Here is an 18,728-nt window from a genome sequence, read left to right on the forward strand (position 1 = left end):
CTTAACTGACGATGTTTTGAACTACAATTTACCGATAACTCAAGCTTAAATCGGTCTACCACTACTTCCAAAATACGAATATCAGTTATCTTTATTGGCCAAGTGAGCTTCGACGGCCTCATCTAAACTCATTGCTTTTTCTAATTCATCATCTATAAGTATTAGTAAAGGACCTTCTAAAATATGCCCTTCTGAAGTTCTAACCTCGAAAGTAGCGGCCCAATATTGGGGAGAAATTTCGGAGACTTCTACACCAAGGAGAACTAATTTGAAGTTTTCATTTTTATCTTTATTTACATATTCAAGCGCTAGTTGTTCTGCTCTTTCTCTCGATAACTTCATTAACGAACACCTCCATATTGTGTAATATACCAGTTAGCATGTAGTTGCTCAGCTTCATTTAACGAGTTCCATTTTTTAGGGCTATTTGATAACATGTCATAGACAAATTGCTCAGGAGCATTGAATTTGGATAAATCGTTCATTGGAACTGGTCCGCTAGTCCGAGGCAAATTTGAATAAGCCTCTTTTCCGATTTGTTTATATTGGACATAGTGCGACAATTCATGCCAAACTTCATATTGTGTTGGGTTGCTCTTCAGTATAAGTTCACCAGTATTGTAGTTAAAGCCTCCTCCTTTTCCAGGTGGCAAAAACTCATCTCCAACTTTCAGATTTACCCCTCTTTTATCAAGATAATTACCTAACAGATTCAAATCCTTTTCACCATACAGTTTACCACCGAGACGACCAGTCTCATCCACAAAATCAATTTTCTCCGTCCCCTTACTAATCTCCTTCGTCATATCCCCTGTTCCAGGAGGGGAAGAGGAATTGATTCTCACACCCCCTCCTTTAGAGGTTAATAGATTATGTGGCTTAATCATCGTAGAGGCATATCCGCCACCCAGCATCAATCCACCTACGCCAAATATGTTCGCCCAATGTTCACTAGACCAGGTATTCGTTGGAAACGTCGCTTCACGGATCGTACCATGAATACCGAATGTAAGCCAATTAGCTGTATCATTGGGCGAGTTGAATGCTTTATCTGCACGGTCCACATAGCCCTGAACCAGACCACTCGGAATTCCGAACGTCCAGTAATCCAAAAATCCACCTACACTATCATAACGCTTTTGATACCGAGCATCCGCAGATTGCATAAAGTCACGGCCCAATTCAGCCAAACTGTCAGCCGATTTTTGAAACGCATTGCGTGTATCCGTATTAGGGGCCCTGCATTCATCCGGTGGCGGTGGTGCGCACCTTGGATCATAGGATTGCAGAGCTTGCTGATCTGCAAGTCTGAATTTCTCGGAATACCTCTGTAATTCCTCCGCAATGGACAGAGACAAGGAAACAAAGTTATCCATGACCTTCTGCGCCACTGTAAAATCATAATAAAACTTCTCCTTCGTGCTGCCATCCCACTGTCTTTCGATCTCGAATAAGTGTTGTTTCAGGATACTGTTCATCTGAAAAACCTGGCTTTGGGCTACTTCAAACTGTCTGGAGACTGATAACAGCTGTTCCGGTGTTACTTTTATCGTCGTCATGTGGTACCTCGTTCGAAATATATTCGTTGTTATATGAATCCAAGGGAGGAGTATGATTTATGTAAGATTCAAACGTACTTCTGGTCCTTTATTATAAAAGCAGCTCATGTCATTTCGTAGCTACTGGCGATTTATTTTATCTAGTTCGTATTACCCCTATTTTTCTACAATATAACATTACAACTTCAAATCAGTCCCCATTAAAACTTTCTTTCTCAAAAAAAACACCCCAGCGTGAACGCTGAGATGTCTTGTTACTGCATATAGCTATTATGTTTCTTCTACAAACACTAAACTTCTTGCCCACGGTTCTTCCGGAATCGAATCAGAGACCAGAGAATCAGTAATACGAGTACAGTTAGACAGATGCTAATACTGAAACGGTTGCCTTCATCAAACACGAACATGACTGCAATAATGCCGAGACACAGCACAGCAGCTCCAGTTACGTAAGGAAATCCCCAAACTTTAAATGTCGGTTGCACCGGATATTTTTTCCGCAGCTTCAGCTGTGAGGTGGCAATACAGATCCATACGAGCATCACGACAAACCCCGGAACCGCCAGCAGCACGCGGAAGAGCTGATCTTGTGCGAATAGCCCCAGCATGGAGCCCCCAAGCAGAATCACAGCACATACCAGCAGTGTATTTACCGGACTGCCGTTGCGATTCGTATGTGATAATGCCTTGGGAGCTTCACCACCTACCGCCAAGGAATGCATCATACGGGATGCGCCGTAAATGCCCGAATTCGCAGCAGACAGAACGGCGGTCACCAGAATAAAGTTCATAATATGTGCTGCTCCCGGAAGCCCCGTGGAAGCCAGCACCTGTACAAACGGACTGCTTTCAGGCCCCAACTCATTCCACGGAATGAGCCCACAGATGATGAGAATCGGCAGCGTGAAAAATAAAATAATTCTCAGCATGAAGTTCCCTACAATTTTGGGCATCACCTCGTCCGCATTTTCCGTCTCCGTTAAGGTTAAGCCAATCAGCTCAGATCCTCCATACGAGAACATGACGACCAATAATGCCGAGAAGATCGATGACCATCCATTAGGGAAGAAACCGCCTGCTTTCGTGTAATTATGCAGATAAGGCGTATTGTCACTTGGAATGATCCCGAAGATCAGACCCGCCCCAAGGATAATAAAAATAATAATCATGGCGATTTTAATACCAGCCAACCAAAATTCAAATTCCCCAAATACCCCTACACTCAGCAGATTAATCAGTATAATAAACACCGCACATGCCAAGCTCAGCATCCACAGCGGCACTTCCGAGAACCAGTACTGCAAAAAGCTCCCTGCTGCGATGACCTCAATTACACAAACCGACAACCAGAGGAAACAATACATCCATCCCATGATAAAGGAGACTCTGCTGCCGAACGCTTCCTGCACAAAGTCTTTCATATTTTTGTTCTTGTACACTGTAGCCATTTCCGCCATCGCAGCCATGACAACCAGTAACAATAAGCCTGCAAAAATGTACGTTACAATGACTCCTGGACCTGCAAGTCCAATCGTTTCGGCGCTTCCTTTGAAAATTCCGGTTCCAATGACACCGCCCATAGCCATAAAGCTAATATGCCTTGGTTTAAGTTTCTTCTGCAATGTTCCTTCTGTCTGAGCCAATTCAAGTCCTCCTGATGTAAAAAACGTTCTGTAATCTTCTGTTATGTTTTCTGAAACATAACTTCCAGTATACCCTATTGTTCATGGATCAGCCCAGCAGATCCGTACGGCCAATTCATCCCAAACGAATGCTGACATGACCTATGTTTTATACCCCACAATGATACAAAGCAATCTGTATGCCATTCAATCCGTTCATTTGAATACATTCTACTCTTCTTACGATCTCCAATATGTATGATTTGTTGCAGTCTAGTACTTCGCAAAACAATCATTAACCGCAATAAAACCAGCGGTCTGTATGCAACAGAATGCTGGTTTCCAATGTTCCTGCTATGTTTAATGACTATCGTGTAATTTATAATTCCTTCGTCATAAAAGCGCTGTTCGGATCCAAACTATAATCTGCAAATGGCTCACAGTATATAAACCCAAAGTCTTCATACAGCTTGCGCGCCGGAACAAAAGAATCCATCGAACCCGTCTCCAGACTGATCCGTTTGTAACCCCGATCCTTGGCAACCTCGATAATATGAGCAAGAATTTGTCTTGCTACGCCTTTTCTCAGGTGAGCCGATGCTGTACGCATCGATTTCAATTCTGCATGCTCCGAATTCAATTCCTTCATGGCACCGCAGCCCAGCAGCTCTTCCGCTTCCCATGCGCACCAGAATGTAATCTCAGGTTTCTTTAACCCATCCAGATCCAGAGCGTGAATGCTTTCCGGCGGCGAATCTGCTGCCATGCCCTGCAAATGTTCTGCAATTAATCCAATGACTTGATAGCCGCTCAAATCGTCTACTTTGATCTCCATATCTACCACTCCTGACGACAATTTTGTTGTGTGTTGTTTACACTGAATACATGTCCAATGATTATATAGTACTACCATGGCAGGTTTTCTGACAACAGCTTCAAAAACACAAATGAAATGTCTATTGTTATACCCTTAAATTTCCATTATAGTGAGGCTATCTGATTACAAAGGAGCGAGGAATATTGCGTAGAAACCATATAGCTAATTGTCGTACTGAGGTGAAGCAAACTTAATTTGTGAAAAGGAGACCATCATGACACTATCGACTGAAAATCTGTTTTATAGCAAACGATTGAAAATGACTCCGCCCCGCGCAGAAGATGTGCAGACCATGCTGCAATGGAATGAAGATCCCGAATATTTGCGAAATGTGGATACGGATATTGCCATTCCATTTTCGGAAAAGCAGCTTGAGGATGAAGGCGAGACGAAGGACAAGGAAGTTTACTTTCGGCTTCGAACGCTAAAGGGTGAACAACTGATCGGATTCGTTGTCATTCACAGCATTGAATGGAACAACCGATGCGGACAACTTGCCATTGGCATTGGACTCGCAGAGCATCGCAACAAGGGGTACGGAACAGAAGCTTTGAATCTTATTTTGCGGTATGCCTTCCATGAATTGAATCTGGATCGGGTAGGTCTGGATGTCATCGCCTATAATGCAAAGGGCATTCGTGCCTATGAGAAGGTCGGCTTTCAGCTGGAAGGTCGTGCTAGATCAGCCGTGTATCGTGATGGAAAACGCTATGATCGCTTATTGATGGGAATTCTAAGACCTGAATGGGAAGCACACAATCAGATCAATGTGGAGGGTGGACAAGCATGAATATGAATGCGGAAGTCACTGAATTTATCGAACAGATCCCGGTTCCCTGGCAAGCCCAGGTTGCAAGTAAACTGCGGGAGTTGGTACATGAGTCCATTCCTGAAGTAGACGAACGTGTGCAATACAAGAAACCTCATTTCCTGAAAAACGGTAAATATGCAGCAGTTATCTCCCCTTCCAAGCCGGCAGTATCCTTCACGATCTTCAATGCAATTGGACTTGAGCTGCCAGATGGGATATTCGAAGGCCCAGCGGAACGTAAAACAATTAAGATCAAGGAAAAAGATACGCCCGACTATGAGTGGCTGGCTGCACTTCTGACACAGGCATCGGCAGAACTCTAGCTGGAATTGAGGATATAAGGTGTCTCAGTTTCTTTCAACCGGCTCTAGCGACCATTAAAAAGGCCAACCAGCATATCTGGTTGACCTAGTCATACAAAGGGGCTTCCTATAATGTTGAAAACATATGGGATAGCCCCTTTTGGGTATACAGCTATCAATACAATTTAAATCGCATCTATGCAATAACAGATCATTAGAGCTCCCTCATCAGGATTGTTGATAAGATACCGCAGTCATCTGACACGGCTCGCAAATGAACATGTAATACACGCCATCCCCGTATTCCTCAACCTCGCTCCAGTCCAATTGTCCAACGGCCCTCATCCTAGAAGAGCAGCATGGACAGTTCGGATAATCCGCGTCCTGAACCCATCCGGGATGGCCCCCAATCTGGGATGTAGAAGGCTCCATCGTCCACTCACTGGCATGGAACGCATGACGTGGTGCAGTCGCAATCCGAAATTGCCGGCCTGCATCCGGTGCAAGCTGAACATTGTCGTCCGGGTCAAGATCATCCGCTCCCATCGGCATCACATTATGCGCACTCCAGCACGGTTCACCTGCTGAATCCATCTCCATATAAACGACGCCATAACAACTGCAACTAACGCAAGTCTGCACTTGAAGTCGCTCACTTTTCCAAGCAACATCCTGCAATGCTGGATGCCGTACATCCAGATCCATTAAGGTTGTTAACTGACTGCCGCACCACTCACAGATATCGGTACTGGTCAGCAGCATGGTGATCGAATTGCCAATAGATGTGTCGTCAGCCCCTTCATTCTCTTTTACTTTATAGAGTGAATAACTTGGAATGATAAATAAATCCCTGCGCTGGCCTTCATTCGTTAACTCCCAACCGGCTTCGGTTGTATATTGCTCTGGTGCGACATGCAGCTGATCCGCCCAACGAGGTGGCGACTGCATCCATTGCTGGAACTGACGTACAACCACTTCATCTCCAATATAGGCGAGCATGAGCAACAGATTATTCCGATTCTCATCATCGGTGTTCACCCGCTGCAACAATTGATCACGTACTTGAGTCGAGGCGCTCTTATACAAAATGACAGGGTAGTAGATTTCGTGCTCCAACAGCACAGGAATCTGTGTAGACAACGACGTATCATGGTAACAGACCAGATACACCAAAATATCTTTACCTGTATCGTCATCCCCCGTACGAATCAGTTGCATCGCATAATCGGTCATGAGGGCTTGCTGCTCCGTAGACAAGGACAAATACACCTGTTCTTTGGAGTGCTCGTATGCCACATAACGGATTAGTGGATCATGATCCTGACGTGTATGCATGATTTTCAAAATCTCCACAGGGTCCGTGATTCCCTCATACAAGTCCACGTCGCGCCGATTGGCTTCAATGTATCTCTGATGTGCCTCGCGCTCCATCTCCTGCTTGCAAGGCATGCAGTACCCACCTGTTCTGGCAGCCGTTGCTGGCAAAATCGTATTTGGGCACCCCTCTCGTATGCACGGAATGCGTTCTGTCATCTATGGGTACCCCCTATGCTTTTGATCCTTCTTCACGTTCTACAAGCTCAATCATGTCGATCAGTGGGATGGTAGATTAGTGATGTCCCAGTTGGTCCTTCGTAAATTCATAAAATGCGAGCGCATCTTCGCTGCTGGCAAAACCCGCCTGAGCCATTTTTTCGCTGCCGCCACCTTTGCCCTGGTAGGCTCCGAGATTGCCTTTGAAGAAAGGTCCACAAGCCCACTCCGGCGGCTGCCCGTTCTGTGCTAATACAACTTTGGCCTCCGAGATGCTCGCAAAGAGTACAAGTCCCTCATGTTCTGATGTCAGCTTGGTCGCCAGACTCTGCATATCCTTGAGCGATTTGTCTTCAAAGATTTGGGCAATGACAAGCCCTTCCCGTGCAGATAAAAGCTCTTGTGCATAATAAGCGTCATTGGAAGATTTCACAGCGTTCAGCTCTGCTTGCAGCTGCTTTTGCTCTGCTTCCATTTTGTCGATCCGATCCGCAAGCTCTTCCCGGCTGGTCTTCAATTTGGCTGTAATTCCGGTCAGCACGCTTTGCGCGGCGTTGAACTCATTCAGTGCTCGGTATCCGCATTTAAAATAAATCCGGGTGCCGCCCTTCACTTTCTCGGTTTTCAACAGTTTAATAATTCCGATCTCTCCTGTGGCTGACACATGTGTTCCACCACAAGCGTTATATTCCACGCCCTCGATCTCCACGATGCGAATATCTTCGGTTACGGAAGGCTGCTTCACCAGCGGCAGACGTGCCGCCTCTTCCGCAGTGACCCATGAACTGCTGATTTTGGCATTCCGGTATATCTGCTGATTAACTTCCATTTCAATTGCAGCCAGTTGATTCGCTCCCAGTTCGGCTGCAGCCACATCAATCGAGATATAATCTGTCCCCAGATGAAAACTGAGCGTCATCGCATCTGCCAGCTTCAGCGTAATAGCCGACAGCAAATGCTGCCCGCTATGCTGCTGCATATGATCGAATCTGCGCTGCCAGTCGATATGGCAATCCACGTCATTCTGCTCCGTCGCACGCTCCAGTTTGTGCAGCACCTCACCATCTTCACTAATCACATCCAACACATCAATGCCGCCGATCTGCCCCAGATCACAAGGCTGTCCACCCCCATGCGGATAAAAAGCCGTCTCCGCCAGCGTGACATATATACCATCTTCTTTGTCCACTCTGCCTGTAATTTGTGTATGCCACTCCCGTGTGTACGCGGAGTCATAATAGATTTTTTGCGTCATCGAATCATCCCGATCCCTTCTCGTTCAAATGGCTGTCCATACTCTCCAGATTACACTATCTGGAACCTCCAAGCCAAATTTTCCGACTCACATCTTCGCTTTTCCATATCAAAAAAGACCGCTCTGTAAGCCAAGCTACAGATCGGTCTCCATACTTATATCCACTATCCACGTTAATGAAACGTTGGATATGGATTGAACCTTATAATTACACAAAAACGAGATGCAGTCATATTAATTTGGTATAGACACAAGAGCGAAACAGACAGAAAGGACCTGAAGAAGCGGAGCGTACTCCTTTATCACCGGATTTCTCCCTTCAGGGGAAAATCATTGAAATCCGGGGGTAAGAGAGATCGAAAGGTTTTCTGTCTGTGTAGTTCCTGAGTGTCTAAATCAAGTATGGTCTGCAATCGGAGTGACCAAGTGTAATCTCGTTGCACTCCATATTTATTTCATTGCCTGGGATAGCTCTGTGAAAATAACCCCCAGCGCATATGCGCCAGCATCTGGGTAGCCCAGACTGCGATCGCCAACAGCACCCGCGCGGCCCATACGTGCCACGATGTCTTCTGTTTTCTTCGCACCTTCTACTGCCGCTTCTGCACCTTTGGCAAACGCCGTTTGGAAGTCATCTCCAGACTTCGAACTTTGCGTCCATGAGTCTGCACAAGGGACAAGTGCGTCAATTAATGTCTTGTCACCTACAACGGCACCACGTCCGAAGGAACGTTCACCTGTAGACTGAATCCCCTGCACTGCCGCCTGCATCATGTCAGCGAACTCTGCAACGTTCAATTGCTGCTTGTCACCAACGGCTTTGCCTGCTGCCCGGAATGCCGAACCCCAGATTGGGCCGGATGCACCGCCGCAGTATTCCATAATGACAAGAGAGCATGCATCGAGGAATGAACCGATATTCTTTTTCTCTTCGTTCACGATATGGTTCCATTCGCGCTTGAGCTGTCTGAAGCCCTTCGCTACGCTCATACCAAAGTCGCCGTCACCCGCATGGGAATCCAGTTCACAGAACGGCACTTCGTTCTTGATAATGATCTCACTCATCTTATCGATCAGGTAGACGATATTATCCAGGGAGAATTGATTGTTGTTGATCACCGCAGACGTTGCAGGTGACTCCACTTCATAGGATACTGGCGCATCTTCAGTTACGACGGCTTCCAACGCTTCGGAATATGCCACTTGCGCTACTGGAGGACCAGACACTTTGAAAGCAAGTGTATCACTTTCCTTGAACAACAACGTTTTCAGTTCATCGTCCAGTTTCAGGATGGTTACCGATGCACCTGCCATATCGATGCTCGTCATGTAATTGCCAACAAACGTAGTGGCTACACCCAGTCCTGAACGCTGTGCCAGCTCACGTTGAACCGAGTTGTTGAGCAGATAGAGCTCCTGTAAAGGTGTCGCACCAAAGCCATTGACAAGCACAGCAATCTCAGCGGAAGCATCGTTGTCCAGCTTCATGTCTGCAAGCAGTGCTTCAACCATGCGTCCTGCAAGCTCATCCGCAGATACCAATTTCTCGCGGCGAATGCCTGGCTCACCATGAATGCCTACACCGAATTCCATCTCATCTTCAGCGATTTCAAATGTCGGTGTTCCTTTGGCAGGCACGGTACAGGATGTGAATCCAAATCCGATGCTGCGAACGTTCTGGGCTGCTTTCTCAGCAACAGTTTTCACCTCTGCCAGACTGCGGCCTTCTTCGGCTGCGGCTCCAGCTATTTTGTGCACCAGTACAGTTCCGGCAACGCCGCGGCGTCCTACCGTATACAGACTGTCTTGAACAGCAATGTCATCCTCAACCCGTACATATTGCACGTCAATGCCATCTTCCTCGGCAAGATGCGCTGCGTTTTTGAAGTTCATCATGTCGCCACTGTAGTTTTTGATGATTAGCAGCGTACCCTTATTGCTGGCTGTGGCCTTGATCGCCTGGTATACCTGAATCTGGGAAGGGGATGCGAATACATCTCCACAGACCGCAGCATCCAGCATGCCTTTGCCAACGTAACCTGCATGGGCAGGTTCATGACCACTACCACCGCCACTGATGAGGCTAACTTTATCCCCATTAATCTCTCTGCGTTTAATGACTTTATATTTTTTCAAAAATTCAAGCTCCGGGTGCGCCAGCGCAATGCCGTTGCACATTTCCATGACAACATTTTCAGCCTGATTGATGATTTTCTTCATTTATTTCGCCTCCCGGCGAGCTGCTTTGTAGTCCCGTCCCATACGGTCAGCCGCCGCAATGGCAGCAGCCACTTCAGGAACAGTAATCGGGAACGGCATAGCGTGAATGGATTCTTCAGGAATACATGCGATCTCGGCCACCTTCAACAACTCTTCCTGATTAATGGTATCTACACCGATATCCGCCAAGCTTACAGGCAGTCCTACTGCGAGACAGAAGTCCATGACTTCATGCAGCTCTTCGGTTGGTGCATTTTCAAGGACGAGTTGTGCAATCGTACCGAATGATACTTTTTCACCGTGGAAGAAGTGATGTGTACCCTCCAGAACAGTCAAACCGTTGTGGATCGCATGGGCTGCAGCCAGACCGCCACTTTCAAATCCAAGTCCAGACAAGAGAATGTTTGTCTCAACGATGTTTTCCAGCGCTTGAGTCACGACGTTGCTGTCACTGGCTACTTTTGCTTTCAATCCATCCGTCAGCAGCATTTCATAACAAAGTTTTGCGAGAGCAAGTGCTGCATTCGTACCTACTGCGGATGGCGTGTATCCTTCACGGGAACCCATCGGCAGACTTGCGTTAACACGAGAGTACGACTTTGCTGTAGCTCTTGCTTCGAAGTACGTAGACAACGCGTCACCCATACCCGATACAAGGAAACGTGTTGGTGCGTTTGCAATAACCGTTGTGTCCACGAGAACAACACTAGGGCTTTGTTTGAAATACGCATAGTCATCAAAAGCACCTTCCGGCGTATACAACACAGCAGAGTGACTTGTTGGCGCATCCGTTGCTGCGATGGTAGGACAGATGATTAGCGCTTCGCCTTCTGCCACACATTTGGCTGCATCGATCGCTTTACCGCCACCGAGGCCAATTGTACATGTGCATCCTTTTTCTTTCGCAATTTCCTGGAGACGAGCAACTTCCTCGCGGGAACATTCCCCTCTAAAACCGCTTTCAACAAACGTAATATTGAATTTTTGTGCCGTTGCATCGAGCTTCGCCTTTACACGCTGTACATCATCCGGATGTGCGATCAGCAATGCAGATTCACCAAAGGATTTCACAAAGTAACCGAGGTTCAACAATTCGTCTTCGCCTTGCACATATTTCGTTGGACTAATAAATGCTTTTCTCATAATGATATAAACCTCCTATGGATGATATAAGTTCGTTTTCGTTTACTGCATAAATGTCCTGCAAACCTTCAACAAGGCTATCTGATGTAATTCTTAGATGAACTTAAACATTAAATTTTAAATACTCACAATTAACCTAAATATATACCATGCATGTGAGGTTTACAGTGGATTTTGATAACAAATTATTATAATTTGCAATCGTAATTTTTTGCTTTTCAATGGAATCATGGTATCTTATTGTCATGCGATAGGTTAATTTTTGACATCATCTATACATTACCCGTCATTAACTCATCTTAATATGTACAACTTGCTAACTTTTAACGAACGAAATCATTCATCAGGTTAGCTATGGAGGGTTCCACCCATGATTAAAGAATATCTGCACATCAATAAAATCCTCGACCTGAATAAATGGAAGCGTCTACAGGATTCTCTTGCCACTGTGACCAAGCTGGCTATTCTAACCGTTGATTATAAAGGCATTCCCGTAACCAGCCATAGCAGCTGTCAGGCCTTTTGCCAAAATGTTCGCAAAGATCCCGAACTGCTCCCCTACTGCCAGAAATGTGATTCTCGTGGTGGTCTGGAAGCCGTTCGATTGAACGAACCTTATGTATATCTGTGTCATTTTAATATCGTGGATATCGCGATTCCAATCACCATTGATGGAAAATATATCGGTGCGGTAATGGCAGGACAGGTGAAGCTCGCTGACCCGGAGAAAGGGACGGAACTGGAACAGATCGTCACGTCCAAGAACGTGCCTATGCATGCTGCAAAGCTAAAGGAATTACAGGACGATTATGACCAGTTGCCTGTCATGACCTATGAAGAGGTTGTGAAAATTTCCAACATGCTTTCTTTACTCTGTAATTACATCGTGGAGGAAGCACTGAACAAAAATTTGCTGGTGGAAATGTTCGAGAAAGCTTCGGGTCATCAGGAGTCTCTGAATCTGTCCACTATTTTGCCTGGATACTCCATCCGTAATATTGAGTCGATCAAAAAAGAAATGACCAATGCGATTGCAGATGCCTATCTTAAAAACAGTCCAAGTGATACAGAGAGCTCCAGCCCGGTGCTCCAACCTGCCTTTGAATATATCCACAGTCACAAGAGTGAGCAAGTCTCGCTTAAACAAATGGCCGATCTGTGCCACCTGAGTCCAAGTTATTTCAGCAGGCTGTTTGCTAAGGAAACAGGTGAGAACTTCACGACTTATATTGCACGACTCAAAATCAAATGGGCCAAGCAATTGCTGGAAGTTACGGACATGCCCGTGTCACAGATCAGTGATGAACTGGGGTTCAATGAATCGGGTTATTTCATCAAAATATTTAAGAAATTCGAGGAGATTACGCCAGCCTTATATCGCAAATACATGCAAGAACAATGAGCGCGTTTAACCATACGTTTTCGTTACAAGAGAAAACTCAGTGATATCTTTTTCATATTAAAGATGGGGTTAAAAGATATTTCACCTATTAATCTGCCATTGCTACAATGGAGTCCAGATTACTTAGGGAGGCGTCACGAATGGAATATCGCAAATTGGGAAACAGCGGTCTAACCGTCAGTGAGATTTCACTGGGCAACTGGATTACACATGGAGCACAAGTGGATGATGGAACCGCAAAAGCTTGTGTCCGAGCTGCTTTGGAGGCAGGCATCACGACATTTGATACGGCAGACGTCTATTCCAACACCAAGGCAGAAACGGTGTTAGGACATGCTCTAAAGGAGACTCGAAGAGAAAGTATCGAGCTGTGTACCAAAGTCTGTCATCCAACTGGCTCAGGTCGCAACGACAGAGGACTTTCCCGCAAACATATCATGGAGGCCTGCAACGCTTCATTGCAAAGATTGCAAACCGATTATATCGATGTCTATTATGCTCATCGTTATGATCCAAATACGCCACTGGAGGAAACATTCCTTGCGTTTGCCGATCTGGTTCGTCAGGGCAAGGTTCACTATATTGGAGTTAGCGAATGGACTGCTGCTCAGATTGAAGAAGGTTCCGCATTAGCTAAGGAGCTTCGCGTGCCTTTTATTGCAAGCCAGCCACAGTATTCGATGTTATGGCGTGTTATTGAGCAGGAAGTTGTGCCAGCAAGTACACAAGCAGGTCTTGGCCACATTACATGGTCTCCCCTGGCTCAGGGCATACTATCTGGTAAATATATTCCGCACGAAGCGCTGCCAGCCGGATCACGTGCAGCGGCCGAGGCTGGAGCACCCTTTTTCAATAATCATGCTGGTCGGTGGTTACGTGACGACGTTCTAACAGCTGTGCAGCAGCTTATTCCACTCGCGAAAGAGATCGGGCTGACGCTCCCTCAACTTGCCGTCGCCTGGGTTCTTCAGCATCCGTATGTGTCATCCGTCATTATTGGGGCATCCCGTCCAGAGCAAGTCCTTGAGAATGTGAAAGCCTCTGGTGTTCAACTGGATCGGGACATCCTGTCCCGCATTGATGAAATATTAGGTGAATGGATTGAGAGAAACCCTGCCAAGACGGGTTAGTAGCTCTTCTTAAACTACTCTAACCATACTATATAAGTTGAACTAATCATTTTCACGACAACCCTTCAACAATTTCATCTACAATATTCATAAAACGGGAAATCACTTCCTGATTCATGTCCGTCCGCCATGCCGTGTATAACGGTACGGAGGGCGGACTTTCTACTAGTGGTAGAAATACCACACCCCTCCGCTCGAACACATCTACTGAAGAAGGAACGATGGATATCCCCATGCCCGCTGCAACGAGATTCACAATCGTGTACATCTGAATGGCTTCCTGTGTAATACGAGGATCTACACCATGCTCCCTGCAATAATCCAGGATAAGACGATGGAACGGAGAGCCCAGATGCCGCGGGAATAAAATAAAATCTTCGTCCTCCAGCTCGGTGATTGACACCTGAGTCTGTGCAGCTAAAGGGTGATGGTCTGGCAGCACTGCGAGTAATGTTTCCGTCTGACAGACCCGGAACGACAAATCTCCGTTGTGATCCTGATACCGCAAAAATCCAATATGGATCTGTCCATCTGCTAGTGCCTGCAATTGTTGGGACGAGGTCATCTCACGCAACGTAAGTTCAATCTGCGGGTACGCCGCACGGAATTTTCTCAACACATCGACCATAATACTCCCTGAAGCCGAATCCACAAAAGCAACCGTTAAATGTCCAATGATGCCCTGGTCAGCCTTCTGCGTAAGCTGGATGGATCGCTCAAGTTGGGCCATGATCAGCCTCGCCTGTTCCAGAAATACGGCACCGGCTGCCGTGAGACGAACCATTTTTTTCGTGCGTTCCAGCAGCTTCACCCCGAGCTCTTCTTCCAGATTCTGAATCTGCTGGCTCAGCGGCGGCTGCGTCATATTTAATTTCTCAGCCGCACGGTGGAAATGAAGCTCCTCCGCCACGGTGATAAAGTATCGTAGTTTTCGAATATCCATACGTCTGGTGTACTTCCCTTCCGACTAGCCTGTTACTTCATCTGTTCCTGAACCCAAACAGCTGATTCAGCCAGCATCGTCATTAATTCATTAAAGTCCACGGCAATCTCACGAAGAGGCAGTTCTCCCGCATCGTGGATTAACATCAGGACCTTGCCAGAATTTTGATCCAGTATAGCAATGCTTCCTTCGCCAAACCCACCAATTGGAAATGGTTGCAGATCAGCGGGCAACTCGTATTCCTTCTCATATTCACGATATACATCCAGGAACTCGGGATATGCCCAATTCAATTCTTTCACCGAATACAAGGCAGGATCGCCGAAGTTGCATGCACCAAATTCAAGCAAGAGCTCACGATACACTGCGGGCAATTTCACGTTATACTTTTGCTCAAAATCCTCAATGCTCTGTTGCGTTTCAGGAGTACACCCTTCTCCCATTGTTGTATTGTAAGCTTCAATCAAAAGATCACGAATGGGTTCCAAACCTATCGACTCCACTTGAACTCCTCCTCTATAAATGAAAATCAATGAAATTTTGGTCCACAAATATGTTCACTATTAACGACACGATGATACCAGAAGCTACATTATTACTGTTATTGCTGCATTAAAGTACCTTTCGTCACCTATCTTTCTTTTCCTGCAACAAAAATGCCCTATCCAGCAAGTGGATAAGGCAGAATAAGCATAGCTTTATTTTAGTTCACATGTTTCCGCAGTTCTTCATCCAGCCATTGCAGCGCTGAATGCAGCTTGTCCTTGGGTACATTCTGATAACGATCCCCCGTTGACAATTCAAAGGCACAGCTATGAGCACTGGTCTGCTGCAAGTATGAAGTAATCCCTATCCCGAATTGCTGGGTCATGGATGCTAGAATACGCTCCACCTCGGCTTGGGCCCAGGGAAAATGTACGTGAAACATATTGGAGACGGGTACTTCTGGCAATGTACGTATACCGTGACACGCATTTAACAAGGAAGCAAGTTCCTTCGCCTGCTCATAATAAAGCCCCATTTTGCCAATCCGTTCATTGAAATAATATTGAGAACTAAGAATATATGGATATAGGCCGATCAGATCGCCGCCGTGCCGACGCTTCCATATTTTCGATTCTTGCATAACATCCGTATCTCCTGCCAATATGGCCCCAGCAATTCCTCCAATGCCTTTGTAAAAAGACACGTAGACACTATCGAACAGACTGCAAATCTCGGCGGGTGTCTTCTGATAATAAGGCGTGATTTCGAACAAACGTGCCCCGTCCAGATGAAGCTTGATTCCACGTTCACGGCAATAGGCCGAGATTGCCTCCAACTCTTCATAGGCAGGCAATTGTCCACCAATCTCGCGTTGGGGCAGTTCAAGCAGCAGGCAGGAAATCTCTTCATTCATCCCCTCCACATCTTCCAATCGAATCAAACGGTCCTTATCCGCCAGCAAAATGGATTCAATGTGATGTAGTTCCTTCAGTCCGTCCTCTTCATGAATTTCCAGATGAGATAAAGGATGATAAGCTACCCGCTTGATGCCTCTGCGGTCACACCAGATACGTAGCGCAATTTGCTGCGCCATCGTACCACTGGGGAAAAATACAGCTGATTCCTTACCCAGAACGTCAGCCATCTGCTGCTGGAATTGATCAATGATTTTGCCGTTGCCATAATGATCACTATATTGTTCCCCATCCACCTGCTCCAGCGCTTCCTGAAGTACTTTGACTTTACGACTTCCGTGACCGCCTATAATAAACTCTGCCTGATTAAAAGCTTCCGCTAATGTTAACTCTGTATTCTTCAAGGTTATTTACTCCTTTATTGTTCTGGTTTTTTGGTTCGTTATCATCTGCACCAGTGCACCCAGCGCTCCGTATTGATGCTCACTCCGGGAATGCACAAATCCTACTTCCAACCTGCGATACGGATCAGGCAAAGATAACACTGTAACCTCGCCTCTCCTTTCGGCTTTCGTAACCGAGGATCGTGGGAGCAATGACACACCTATTCCCGCAGATACGCCATTCATAATGGTGTCCAGTGTTCCATATTCCGTAACGTTGAGGGTGTGCACGCCTTGATCTTTCAAAAAGGCTTCTGCCTGCGCGCGATGGGTACAGCCTACTTCAAAAAACAACATCGGTTTGCACAATAGAGCATGCATTTCATGGGTTCCGGGTTCTGCAATCAGTACCAACTCTTCGTCGTACACTTTCATATAGTTCAGCTCAGGGTGGTCGATCGGGCCATATACCAAAGCTCCATGCAGCTCATGTTGAATGACCTTCTGATTGAGTTCATGTGTCCCCCCTGTAATTAACGAATGCTGAACCTCGGGGTAACATAAACGATATTCAGCGAGCAGCGGCGTCAGATAACTGGAGGCAGCGGTCTCAATCGCACCAAGACGAAGCATCCCTGCAGGTGGATTTCCGATCTGCGTTGCCTGCTCCGCTTCATATAACAAATGTAATATTTTATCCGCATATCCCAGTAAATTCTCACCCGCTGGTGTGAGCGACATGCCCCGGTTGGAGCGATGAAACAGCGGTACTTGCAGCTGATCTTCCAACTGTTTAATTCGTGTTGTTACATTGGATTGCACATAATTCAGCGCTAATGCTGCTTTGCTGATACTGCCTTCGCGGGCAACCGTCTGAAATATTTTCAAATCTCCTGCATCCATGCACTGATCACCTGCTTGTTATCTATTATCTGAATTGATACTGACATTCATTTTTGTTCATTTTACGTGAATCTGCCCCATCTGTACAATGAGGCTCAGTAGTGAAGTTTTTGTATACACAAGGAGGAATTTTGAAAATGAAAGCTATTATACATTCCGGCCAAAGCGGCCTTGAAGGTCTTCAATATACAGAGTCAACATCTCGGGCACCCGAAGCCGGTGAAGTACAGATCCAACTGAAATCTGCTGGAATTAATCATCGTGATCTGTTCATCATGGCAGGACGTACATTCCAAGACTCACCACTCATTCTTGGTTCCGATGGAGCAGGTGTAATCATAGCAATTGGAGATGATGTAGAGAACTTATTTGTAGGTGATGAGGTCATTATTCACCCTACTCTCGGTTGGGACCACGCTGTTGAAGTACCCATTGTGCCCGATATTGTAGGAGGCCCTACGGATGGAACTCTCGCACAATATATTACGCTGCCTGCTAGAAATGCCTTGCCCAAACCCTCTCATCTATCATGGGTGGAAGCAGGGGTGTTGTCCCTTTCGGCTTTGACAGCATACCGCGCCTTATTCACTCGTGGCGGACTTAAGCAGGGTGAACATATCCTCATTCCCGGTATTGGCGGCGGTGTAGCGACCTATGCCCTGCTCATGGCCGTAGCTGCGGGTGCCAAGGTAACCGTTACATCCAGAAGTGAAGCCAAGAGACATGAGGCCCTGCGTCTGGGCGCTTTCCAAGCTCTGGACAGTCATGCAGACTGGAGTCTGCAGAATGATCTTGATCCTGTTGACTTCATCTTGGATAGCATCGGACAAGCCATGTTCCCCAAATATTTTGATATAATCAGACCAGGTGGCCGTATCGTGATGTATGGCGCAAGCTCGGGAGATGATCTGGCTGTTCCAATCCGCTCGATCTTTTTCCCGCAAGTTAGCCTGATTGGCACCTCCATGGGCAGCCGTGAAGAGTTTATTCAGATGCTGCAATGGGTAGAGAAACATGATATACATCCTGTGATCGATGGTATATATCCGCTACAGGACACAGTGAAAGCATTCGAACGTATGGAAAAGGGAGAGCAGTTTGGCAATCTTGCTATACTCGTGGAGTGACATCTGGTTTTAGATGGACCTTCATTAATTAGGTAAAAATCATTTTTACGATAATGGGGGAATCCATCTGACCCGTCTCGCTAAACGTACAGCAATTGTTCTTGTCGCGATTATACTT

General features: G+C 46.3%; 17 protein-coding genes. 5 read left to right on the forward strand and 12 right to left on the reverse strand.

What is annotated here, in order from left to right:
- Nucleotides 1-81 precede the first annotated feature (81 nt).
- The 4 genes from A6049_RS18180 to A6049_RS18195 form a co-directional block, all read right to left on the reverse strand.
- Nucleotides 82-342, reverse strand: coding sequence for a hypothetical protein (locus A6049_RS18180; RefSeq protein WP_063566026.1), 261 nt, complete (start codon nt 340-342; stop codon nt 82-84).
- Nucleotides 342-1,559 (reverse strand): WXG100 family type VII secretion target, encoded by a 1,218-nt coding sequence (locus A6049_RS34145; RefSeq protein ID WP_063566027.1) that lies wholly within the window; start codon nt 1,557-1,559, stop codon nt 342-344. Before A6049_RS34145 ends, A6049_RS18180 begins: the two co-directional genes overlap by 1 nt.
- Nucleotides 1,560-1,849: 290 nt before the next feature.
- The gene (locus A6049_RS18190) at nt 1,850-3,202 is read right to left on the reverse strand and encodes an amino acid permease (protein WP_145921938.1); all 1,353 of its coding nucleotides are present in this window, start codon (nt 3,200-3,202) and stop codon (nt 1,850-1,852) included.
- 358 nt (nt 3,203-3,560) lie between these two features.
- Nucleotides 3,561-4,016 (reverse strand): GNAT family N-acetyltransferase, encoded by a 456-nt coding sequence (locus A6049_RS18195; protein WP_063566028.1) that lies wholly within the window; start codon nt 4,014-4,016, stop codon nt 3,561-3,563.
- A 256-nt stretch (nt 4,017-4,272) separates the two neighbouring features.
- Here A6049_RS18195 and A6049_RS18200 point away from each other — a divergent pair, with 256 nt between their 5' ends.
- A complete protein-coding gene (locus A6049_RS18200; RefSeq protein ID WP_082935215.1) occupies nt 4,273-4,848 on the forward strand; it encodes a GNAT family N-acetyltransferase in 576 nt (191 codons plus the stop codon).
- A 2-nt stretch (nt 4,849-4,850) separates the two neighbouring features.
- Nucleotides 4,851-5,192 carry a DUF1801 domain-containing protein gene (locus A6049_RS18205; protein ID WP_063566069.1) on the forward strand — a complete coding sequence of 114 codons (342 nt, stop codon included), beginning with the start codon at nt 4,851-4,853 and terminating at the stop codon, nt 5,190-5,192.
- Nucleotides 5,193-5,399: 207 nt separating this feature from the next.
- Here A6049_RS18205 and A6049_RS18210 read toward each other — a convergent pair whose 3' ends face one another.
- From A6049_RS18210 to A6049_RS18225, 4 genes are all read right to left on the reverse strand, one after another.
- On the reverse strand, nt 5,400-6,704 hold the full coding sequence (locus A6049_RS18210) for a hypothetical protein (RefSeq protein ID WP_063566029.1): 1,305 nt from the start codon (nt 6,702-6,704) through the stop codon (nt 5,400-5,402).
- A 76-nt stretch (nt 6,705-6,780) separates the two neighbouring features.
- Entirely contained in the window at nt 6,781-7,959 is a 1,179-nt protein-coding gene (locus tag A6049_RS18215; RefSeq protein ID WP_063566030.1) for an alanyl-tRNA editing protein, read from the reverse strand.
- A gap of 450 nt (nt 7,960-8,409) precedes the next feature.
- Nucleotides 8,410-10,179, reverse strand: a complete 1,770-nt coding sequence (gene dhaK, locus A6049_RS18220; RefSeq protein ID WP_063566031.1) for a dihydroxyacetone kinase subunit DhaK — start codon at nt 10,177-10,179, stop codon at nt 8,410-8,412.
- A complete protein-coding gene (locus A6049_RS18225; RefSeq protein WP_063566032.1) occupies nt 10,180-11,322 on the reverse strand; it encodes a glycerol dehydrogenase in 1,143 nt (380 codons plus the stop codon).
- A 370-nt stretch (nt 11,323-11,692) separates the two neighbouring features.
- Between A6049_RS18225 and A6049_RS18230 the strand changes: the two genes are divergently transcribed.
- Nucleotides 11,693-12,724, forward strand: a complete 1,032-nt coding sequence (locus A6049_RS18230) for a PocR ligand-binding domain-containing protein (protein WP_063566033.1) — start codon at nt 11,693-11,695, stop codon at nt 12,722-12,724.
- Between the two features lie 140 nt (nt 12,725-12,864).
- A complete protein-coding gene (locus tag A6049_RS18235) occupies nt 12,865-13,854 on the forward strand; it encodes an aldo/keto reductase family protein (RefSeq protein ID WP_063566034.1) in 990 nt (329 codons plus the stop codon).
- Nucleotides 13,855-13,906: 52 nt separating this feature from the next.
- On the opposite strand, the gene A6049_RS18240 is transcribed toward A6049_RS18235, so the two are convergent.
- The 4 genes from A6049_RS18240 to A6049_RS18255 form a co-directional block, all read right to left on the reverse strand.
- A complete protein-coding gene (locus A6049_RS18240) occupies nt 13,907-14,797 on the reverse strand; it encodes a LysR substrate-binding domain-containing protein (protein WP_063566035.1) in 891 nt (296 codons plus the stop codon).
- Nucleotides 14,798-14,829: 32 nt separating this feature from the next.
- A complete protein-coding gene (locus tag A6049_RS18245; RefSeq protein ID WP_063566036.1) occupies nt 14,830-15,300 on the reverse strand; it encodes an SMI1/KNR4 family protein in 471 nt (156 codons plus the stop codon).
- 200 nt (nt 15,301-15,500) lie between these two features.
- Entirely contained in the window at nt 15,501-16,601 is a 1,101-nt protein-coding gene (locus A6049_RS18250; protein WP_063566037.1) for a threonine aldolase family protein, read from the reverse strand.
- Between the two features lie 6 nt (nt 16,602-16,607).
- Complete coding sequence (locus A6049_RS18255) at nt 16,608-17,483, reverse strand: LysR family transcriptional regulator (protein WP_063566038.1); 876 nt, start codon at nt 17,481-17,483, stop codon at nt 16,608-16,610.
- A 137-nt stretch (nt 17,484-17,620) separates the two neighbouring features.
- On the opposite strand from A6049_RS18255, the gene A6049_RS18260 reads away from it, so the two are divergent.
- Nucleotides 17,621-18,610 (forward strand): quinone oxidoreductase family protein, encoded by a 990-nt coding sequence (locus A6049_RS18260; protein WP_063566039.1) that lies wholly within the window; start codon nt 17,621-17,623, stop codon nt 18,608-18,610.
- Nucleotides 18,611-18,728: the final 118 nt, after the last annotated feature.

Source organism: Paenibacillus sp. O199, from assembly GCF_001636635.1.
In the GTDB taxonomy this organism is placed as follows: Bacteria; Bacillota; Bacilli; order Paenibacillales; family Paenibacillaceae; genus Paenibacillus; species Paenibacillus marchantiae.

Bases quoted from the DNA above. Each gene is read 5' to 3' on its own strand.
- A6049_RS18180 (WP_063566026.1), bottom strand. From the start codon at position 342: ATGAAGTTATCGAGAGAAAGAGCAGAACAACTAGCGCTTGAATATGTA.
- A6049_RS34145 (WP_063566027.1), bottom strand. From the start codon at position 1,559: ATGACGACGATAAAAGTAACACCGGAACAGCTGTTATCAGTCTCCAGA.
- A6049_RS18195 (WP_063566028.1), bottom strand. From the start codon at position 4,016: ATGGAGATCAAAGTAGACGATTTGAGCGGCTATCAAGTCATTGGATTA.
- A6049_RS18200 (WP_082935215.1), top strand. From the start codon at position 4,273: ATGACACTATCGACTGAAAATCTGTTTTATAGCAAACGATTGAAAATG.
- A6049_RS18205 (WP_063566069.1), top strand. From the start codon at position 4,851: ATGAATGCGGAAGTCACTGAATTTATCGAACAGATCCCGGTTCCCTGG.
- A6049_RS18210 (WP_063566029.1), bottom strand. From the start codon at position 6,704: ATGACAGAACGCATTCCGTGCATACGAGAGGGGTGCCCAAATACGATT.
- A6049_RS18215 (WP_063566030.1), bottom strand. From the start codon at position 7,959: ATGACGCAAAAAATCTATTATGACTCCGCGTACACACGGGAGTGGCAT.
- dhaK (WP_063566031.1), bottom strand. From the start codon at position 10,179: ATGAAGAAAATCATCAATCAGGCTGAAAATGTTGTCATGGAAATGTGC.
- A6049_RS18225 (WP_063566032.1), bottom strand. From the start codon at position 11,322: ATGAGAAAAGCATTTATTAGTCCAACGAAATATGTGCAAGGCGAAGAC.
- A6049_RS18230 (WP_063566033.1), top strand. From the start codon at position 11,693: ATGATTAAAGAATATCTGCACATCAATAAAATCCTCGACCTGAATAAA.
- A6049_RS18235 (WP_063566034.1), top strand. From the start codon at position 12,865: ATGGAATATCGCAAATTGGGAAACAGCGGTCTAACCGTCAGTGAGATT.
- A6049_RS18240 (WP_063566035.1), bottom strand. From the start codon at position 14,797: ATGGATATTCGAAAACTACGATACTTTATCACCGTGGCGGAGGAGCTT.
- A6049_RS18255 (WP_063566038.1), bottom strand. From the start codon at position 17,483: ATGGATGCAGGAGATTTGAAAATATTTCAGACGGTTGCCCGCGAAGGC.
- A6049_RS18260 (WP_063566039.1), top strand. From the start codon at position 17,621: ATGAAAGCTATTATACATTCCGGCCAAAGCGGCCTTGAAGGTCTTCAA.